The following is a 7,196-nucleotide window of genomic DNA, read 5'->3' as shown; positions in this document are numbered from 1 at the left end:
GAGTACGGCACCCACTCCGGAACGCACGACGGCGGCGGCGGCTGCCGCGGCAGCCGCCGGATCGGCTTCGAGTTCCTCGGCGGATTTGTTCGTGGCGAATCCGGCTGCGGCAGCCAGTTCCGCCAGTTCCTCGGCATTGGGTTTGAGTAGATCCGGTTTCCCGAGGGCGTCCCCGGAGATCGCGGCGGCGAGCGGTTCACCGGAGGAGTCGACGGCGATGAGGGGTGTCTCGGTGCCGTCGTCGTGCAAGGAGCGCAGCCGCCGGGTGACGGTGGCGTAGAAGTCGGTCGGGACCCCCGGTGGGAGCGAGCCGGCCAGGACCACCCAGCTGGCGCCGCGGGCGGATTCCAGCAGCAGCTCGATCAGGGCTTCCTGCTGCTCGGCGCTCAGGACCGGGCCGGGCTCGTTGATCTTGGTGGTGACGCCGCCGGGCTCCGTCAGCGCCACGTTGCTGCGCAGCGCCTSGCCGATGGGSAGCGCCGCRAACGGCACGTCGGTGTCCCGCAGCCCCGCGAGGACGGGATCGGCTTCGCCGCCCGGCAGGACCGCCAGGGTCTTCAGCCCGGAGGCCACGAGGGCGCGGGAGACGTTGACGCCCTTGCCGCCGGACTCCTGCCGGACGGAAACAGCGCGCTGGACCTCCCCTCGGAGCAGCGGGCCGGGCAGTGCCACGGTGCGGTCCAGGCTGGGATTGGCGGTGAGGGTGACGATCATACGACCACCACCTCCACTCCAGCGTCCGCGAGGGCCGCGGCGAGGGCCGGGCTGGGATTCGTGTCTGTGATCACGGTGTCCAGATCTTTCAGGGAGGCGAACTGGACCAGCGTTTCCGTGTCCAGCTTGGAGGCATCAGCCAGCACCACAATGCGGCGCGCTGAATGGACGAAGGCTGCCTTGACGGCCGCTTCTTCAGGATCGGGAGTGCTCAGCCCGAAGGCCGCGGAAATACCGTTGGTGCCGATGAACGCGATGTCGGGCCGGATCCGACGGGCGGCTTCCACCGTGGACTGCCCGACGGCGGCCTGGGTCAGGCCGCGGACCTTGCCGCCGAGCAGGTGCAGGGAGATGCCCGACTCACCGGACAGCTTCGCCGCGATGGGCAGCGCGTGGGTGATGACGACGAGTTCGACCTCGCCCGGGACACCGGCGCCCGCGGCTCCGGTGCCGGCTGCTCCTGTGCCCGCCGTCCGGGCGGCGAGCATTTCCGCGAGGGCCTCAGTGGTGGAACCGGCGTCGATCAGGACGCTTCCGGACCGGCCTTGCGGGATGAGCGCGAGGGCCGCTTCGGCGATCCGGGTCTTCTCGGATTGCCGCTGCACCGTGCGCTCGAGGATGCTTTCTTCCGTCGTGCTGAAGCGTTCCGGCGACACGGCGCCCCCATGGACCCGGCGGACAGTGCCGGCGATCTCAAGGGCGGCCAGATCGCGGCGGACGGTTTCGGTGGTGATGCTGAAACGCTCGGCGAGGTCCGTGACACTGGCACGGCCGCTGGCGGCGACGAGCTCAACGATCAGTTGCTGGCGTTCCTCGGCGAACACGTGCCCTCCATTGCGACGGTTGGTTCAGTGGTGCTACTGCGATTGGTGCTGTGATGCTGCTGAGTCGGGTGCTGCAATCCCGGCTCCGGTGCTGCGAGGCGTCGGTGACGCCGATCACATCGAAGTGGAATTGATTGACTTTATCTTTGTTCGTGTGGCTTTGTCAATGAAAAGCAACAAGAACGCAGAAAGATTTTCCGTGGCGCGGGGGACATGCCCGTTCCTGGTGCCGCGGGCTTGGGGGCATGCGCAGTGCTGATCGGGCGCGGGAGACATGTCCGGTGCTGATCGGGCGCTGGAGACATGTCCGGTGCTGATCGGGCGCTGGAGACACGTCCGGTGCTCCGCCTGGACTCGGGGCATGTCCAGTGGGGGAGAGTCCCTGGGTGGGACATGCCCAGTCTTCGGGCTGAAGGGTGGGCATTTTGGGCGTATGTCCATCCGCCGGGCCCAGGACTGGACATGCCCAATTTTCGGGCCAGGGGTGGGACGTGCCCGCTCGTTGCTTGGCGCCCGCCACGTCCGCAAGTGCTTGGAGCGCGCCGGGTTAAACGGCTGACGCCGGGCCCGACCTTTACGGTCCGGCCCGGCGCCGGGTCGGCTGGCTGGCGCGTGCTGCGCCTCGGGATCAGATCCCGGCGTCGCGGCTTTCATTGCGGGTGATGGTTTCGCCGGTGTTGGGGTCGATAACGGAGCGGGTTTCGCTGACGCGGCGGGTGCGGCTGCGGCCGGGGGAGGCCAGGATCAGGGACGCGATCAGTCCAATTACGCCGACGACCATGAGGATGTAGCCAATCATGGTCTGGTCGACATTCGGGATCAGCCCGGGCGTGATGGCCCAGGCAAGGATGGCGCCGAGGGCGATAAGGAAAATGGAGGAACCGATTCTCATGACTTGCTCCTTGATGTCCGGGGGACCGATAGGTATTGCTAAGCATGCTGTCCACCGTCACGCTACAGCCCGGTACATGTCGTTTCAACGATTTCGGCGCAGGCCCGCCGTAAATTCACTCCGTTGTGACCTAGTTCGGCCGCACCGCCCAGCTTCCGGAGGGTTTTTGGGCGCGGGCGGCGGCCGGCGGCCGGGCGCCCCCGCCGAGCGATGGCTAGGCTAGCCCCATGGAGACCGTCGTCTGGTCGAAGCCGGAGACCGAGCGGACCGGCACGCCGCTGCTGGTGATGCTGCACGGCTACGGCACGGACGAGACTCGCATGGCGCAACTGTTCGGCGCCCTGCCGCCCGAGTTCACCTGCGCCTCGCTTCGCGGGCCCAAGGTGATCGGCGACCACTACGGCTGGTTCCTGCTGGACTACTTTCTCACCCACGATTTTGCGGACGTCGTCTCCGCCACGAATGCGGTGTTCAACTGGATCGAGGCGGCCAAGGCACGGCACAGCAGCGTCAGCCTGTTCGGCTACTCCCAGGGCATGGCGATGGCGAGCACACTGCTGCGGCTGCGGCCGGAAGGGTTTCGCGCGGTGGTCGGGCTGTCCGGATTCGTGCTGGATAACGAACTGCTGGCGATGAGCGAGTCGTTCGACGTGCGGCCCCCGTTCTTCTGGGGACGCGATAAGCAGGATGTCGTGATCAACGACGCCGCCACCGCGCACACCGCGGAATGGCTGCACCGGAACACGCAACTGACAGCGCGCAGCTACCCCGGCATGGGCCATTCGATCTCTGCGGCGGAACTGGTCGACGTGGGCGCTTTCTTGCGCCACTATGTGCTGCGCTGAATGGCATCCGACGCCGGCCTCGCCCCGAGGCCGAGCCCAAGCCCCCGGACCTAGCCAGGAAGCAGCGCGGCCCCTTGCGCACCGAATTTGTAAGCGCTTACACTTTATTTTGGCCAATTTGATCGGCCCACTACTGCAGGGGGAAGAAAGGTCCAGGCCCGTGTCGCATGGCTAAGGCTCCCCGCACGACCCTCCCGGACGCTCCCGCCTTCCCGGCAGTCCACCCGTTCCCCGGCCTTACCGTGATTGCGCAGCGTGGCGATCAGGGCCTGTTCGCTGCCGTCCAGGCGAGCGACAGACCCCACCGCACGGAGTTTGCGCTGCTCCCCGGCCGCCAGTCGCTGCTCCCCGCCCGCCAGCCGGTCGAAACCACGACGCCGAAGCGCGGGAGGACCCGCCGACGCTGATGCCGGCCGCCCCCGAACAACGCCCGCCGCCCCGGCGCTGTTCCGCGGAGCCCTTGACCGCCCAAGAATTTCCACGCCACCGTCTGAAAGGACATCTGATCCATGACCGAGAATTCCAGCGGCGCCCCGCTCGCCGGCGCGTCCGCCATCCTGTTCGACCTCGACGGCGTACTGACCCCCACCGCCATCGTGCACGAGCGCGCCTGGCAGGAACTCTTCGACGGCTTCCTTGAGGGGGTGCCCGGGGCGGCGCATTACCGCGAGAGCGACTACTTCGACCACATCGACGGCAAGCCCCGCTTCGACGGCGTCCGCGACTTCCTGGCCTCGCGCGGCATTGTGCTGCCCGAGGGCCCGGCGGATGACGATCCAGCCCACGACACCGTCCACGGCCTCGGCAACCGCAAGAACAAGGTTTTCAACGACATTGTCGCGGCCGGCGGCGTCAAGCCCTATGAAGGTTCCGTCCGCTTCATTGAGGCCGCGCTCACGCGCGGACTCAAGCTCGCCGTCGTCTCCTCCTCCCGGAATGCCGTCCCGGTGCTCAAGGCCGCCGGACTCTCGGACTATTTCCCGGTGGTGGTCGACGGCATCGTCGCCGTGGCCGAAGGCCTTCCCGGTAAGCCGAGCCCGGCCACCTACCAGTACGCGGCACGTCTGCTTGGGCTTCCCAGCGAAGAATGCATCGTCGTCGAAGATGCAGTGTCCGGTGTCCAGGCTGGAAGCGCGGGGAGCTTCCACTCGGTTATCGGCGTGGATCGCGGCGCCGGCCGGGCGACCCTGCTCGACGCCGGCGCCACGATCGTGGTCAACGATCTGGCCGAACTGCTCTAGCCGGCCGCCCGGCCGTCTGCCACACGGCCGCCGGGCCACCAAACCGCACCACCCGTCCGCACAACCATCACTGCCAAAGGACCCCAACCATGGCACTCATCACTTCGGACCGCGCCAGGTTCCCCAATGATCCCTGGAAGCTCGTGGAAACCGTCCACCTGCCGGGCAACGCCGGAGCCCTGGAAACACTTTTCAGCCTCGGCAACGGCCACCTCGGCATCCGGGGCGCGCACTGGGCGGCCGCCGACGCCGAGCTTCCGGGCAGCTTCATCAACGGCTTCCACGAGATCTGGGACATCAAGCACGCCGAAAACGCCTATGGCTTTGCCCGCACGGGCCAACGCATCCTGTACGTTCCGGACGCCAACAACTTTGTCGTGGTGGTCGACGGCGAGCTGCTCACCCTGGCGGAGTCCACGGTTTTGGACTACCGGCGCAGTGTGGACTTCGCCACCGGTGTGTACGAATGCCGGATCGTCTGGCAGTGCCGCTCCGGCGCCACCGTGACCACCACGGAACGCCGCGCGGTGGGCTACGAGGCCCGCGGTGCCCTCGGCATCTCCCTGGAACTTGCGGCCGACCGCGATATCTCCGCCGACGTGACCTCAGCGGTGGTTAACCGGCAGGACCAGCCGGCGGGGGACCACTCCGCCCATGACCCGCGCCGCGCCGGCCGGCATGCCGGACGCGTGCTGCTCCCGGTGCGGCTCGACGGCGGGGACGGCTCGCTCCGGCTGTCGTGGGAGGCCGCCGAGTCCAAGCAGCGGCTCGGCATGGCGGTGGACCACTGGACCTCCGCCGGCGTCCAGCCGTTCGACACCCTGATCGACCAGGACGACAGCAGCGTCCGCTACGTCCTCGCCATCAGTGCGGACGCACCGTTCGTGCTGGAGAAAAGCGTCAGCTACGCGGTGGGYTGGTCCGCGGACGAAGACCTCGCCGACACCGCCGAGGCCGCCCTGCTGCCGGTGGCCGCGATCTTCGCCCAGAGCCACGCACACTACCGCGCCTACTGGACCACCAGCGACATCGTGGTGGGCGGCCAGGCCGAACTGCAGCAGGCCGTCCGCTGGAACCTTTTCCAGCTGGCGCAGGCCACTGCCTGCGCCGACGTCGCCGGGATCCCGGCCAAGGGCGTGTCCGGCTCCGGTTACGACGGACACTACTTCTGGGACCAGGAGGTGTACCTGCTGCCATACCTGACGTACACCAGTCCCGGGAACGCCCGCCAGGTCCTTGAATTCCGCCATGCACTGCTTCCCGAAGCCAGGGTCCGCGCCAAGGAGCTCAGCGTGGACGGCGCCCTGTTCCCCTGGCGCACCATCAACGGCCTGGAGGCCAGCGCCTACTACGCCGCCGGCACCGCGCAGTTCCACATCGCCGCAGCGGTCGCCTTCGCCACGAACCGCTACAACTGGGCTACCGGGGACACGGAGTTCAAGGAGACCCTGGGCGCCGAGTTGCTGATCGAGACGGCGCGGATGTGGGCCTCGCTGGGCTTCTTCGGCAAGGACGGGCTGTTCCACATCCATGGCGTCACCGGCCCGGACGAGTACACCGCCGTCGTCAATGACAACCTGTACACCAACGTCATGGCCCGCTTTAATCTGCGGGCCGCGGCGGCGCTGGACCATCCGGCGATCGACGACGCCGAGCGGGAGCTGTGGGGGCAGGCCGCGAACCGGATGCAGCTGCCCTACGACGAGGACCTCCAGGTCTACTCGCAGGACAACGACTTCATGACCCTCGAGCCGTGGGACTGGGACACGCCGCGGTCCAAATACCCGCTGTTGCTGAACTTCCACCCGCTCGTGATCTACCGGCACCAGGTCCTCAAACAGGCTGACACGGTCCTGGCGATGTTCCTGCTCTGGCAGGACTTCAGCGCCGAGGAGAAACGCCGTGCCTTCGACTTCTACGACCCGATCACGACCGGTGACTCCACCCTGTCCGCCTGTGTGCAGGGCATCATGGCCGCGGAAGTGGGCCACAGCAACGCCGCGCTGGAGCACTTCATCCACGCCCTGTACATCGACCTGGACGACACGCACGGCAACACGATCGACGGCGTGCACATCGCCTCCGCCGGCGGGGTCTGGAGCGCCCTGGTCAGCGGATTCGCAGGGCTCCGGGACCAAGGCGAAGTTCCTTATTTCGATCCGCGGCTGCCCGCCGACTGGGGTTCCCTGGACTTTCACCTGATGCTCCGGGGCGGGCTGCTGCACGTAGAACTGGACCACGCGGCGCTCCGCCTGACCCTCAGCGGCGCTGCCCCGGCGGAGGTCGATGTGCGCGGTGAACGGTTTACGGTCGGCAGCGAACCGGTGAACGTGCCGCTGCACGAGATCGCCAGCCCGCCGCCCACGGTGTTCCCCAGCGGCCCGCCGACGTCGTCGATCCCGGTGATCCGCCAGTGAACTGAGCGGCGGTCCGGCTCGTCCCGGAATCAAATTTCCCCCCATATGTCCTTTTGGCGACATCCCGACCGTCGTACAGGTGTAGCAACCCCAAGAAGGAGTCATCGTGGAATACATGCTTTTCATCTGCAACGATCCCGCAGCGCCGGAATATGTGGCCGCCGAAGATAACATCGGGGAATGGGCGGCCGAGATGGAATCGCGCGGCGTCGCCCGTCACGGCGACCGGTTGCGTCCGGTCGAGGACGCCACCACAGTCACCG

At 67.5% G+C, this 7,196-nt stretch carries 7 protein-coding genes; 4 read left to right on the top strand and 3 right to left on the bottom strand.

Going from position 1 to position 7,196, the window contains the following annotated elements; genetic code table 11:
- The 3 genes from AB4Y86_RS08255 to AB4Y86_RS08245 all read right to left on the bottom strand — a co-directional run.
- Nucleotides 1-714, bottom strand: a 714-nt coding sequence (locus AB4Y86_RS08255; RefSeq protein WP_441401773.1) for a 1-phosphofructokinase family hexose kinase, incomplete at its 3' end; no start/stop codon positions are given.
- Complete coding sequence (locus AB4Y86_RS08250) at nucleotides 711-1,538, bottom strand: DeoR/GlpR family DNA-binding transcription regulator (protein ID WP_441401772.1); 828 nt, start codon at nucleotides 1,536-1,538, stop codon at nucleotides 711-713. The genes AB4Y86_RS08250 and AB4Y86_RS08255, both read right to left, overlap by 4 nt.
- Before the next feature lie 628 nt (nucleotides 1,539-2,166).
- Complete coding sequence (locus tag AB4Y86_RS08245) at nucleotides 2,167-2,430, bottom strand: DUF6458 family protein (RefSeq protein ID WP_441401771.1); 264 nt, start codon at nucleotides 2,428-2,430, stop codon at nucleotides 2,167-2,169.
- Nucleotides 2,431-2,657: 227 nt separating this feature from the next.
- On the opposite strand from AB4Y86_RS08245, the gene AB4Y86_RS08240 reads away from it, so the two are divergent.
- From AB4Y86_RS08240 to AB4Y86_RS08225, 4 genes are all read left to right on the top strand, one after another.
- Nucleotides 2,658-3,275 carry an alpha/beta hydrolase gene (locus AB4Y86_RS08240; protein WP_441401770.1) on the top strand — a complete coding sequence of 206 codons (618 nt, stop codon included), beginning with the start codon at nucleotides 2,658-2,660 and terminating at the stop codon, nucleotides 3,273-3,275.
- A gap of 167 nt (nucleotides 3,276-3,442) precedes the next feature.
- Nucleotides 3,443-3,682, top strand: coding sequence for a hypothetical protein (locus AB4Y86_RS08235; protein WP_441401769.1), 240 nt, complete (start codon nucleotides 3,443-3,445; stop codon nucleotides 3,680-3,682).
- Nucleotides 3,683-3,784: 102 nt separating this feature from the next.
- Nucleotides 3,785-4,516 (top strand): HAD family hydrolase, encoded by a 732-nt coding sequence (locus tag AB4Y86_RS08230; RefSeq protein WP_441401768.1) that lies wholly within the window; start codon nucleotides 3,785-3,787, stop codon nucleotides 4,514-4,516.
- Between the two features lie 89 nt (nucleotides 4,517-4,605).
- Nucleotides 4,606-6,933 (top strand): glycoside hydrolase family 65 protein, encoded by a 2,328-nt coding sequence (locus AB4Y86_RS08225; RefSeq protein ID WP_441401767.1) that lies wholly within the window; start codon nucleotides 4,606-4,608, stop codon nucleotides 6,931-6,933.
- Nucleotides 6,934-7,196: the final 263 nt, after the last annotated feature.

Source organism: Arthrobacter sp. 2YAF22_2 (assembly GCF_052114645.1).
Taxonomy (GTDB): Bacteria; Actinomycetota; Actinomycetes; order Actinomycetales; family Micrococcaceae; genus Arthrobacter.
Note: the sequence above shows the minus strand (reverse complement) of the source record. Positions and strands in the feature narration are given on the sequence as shown.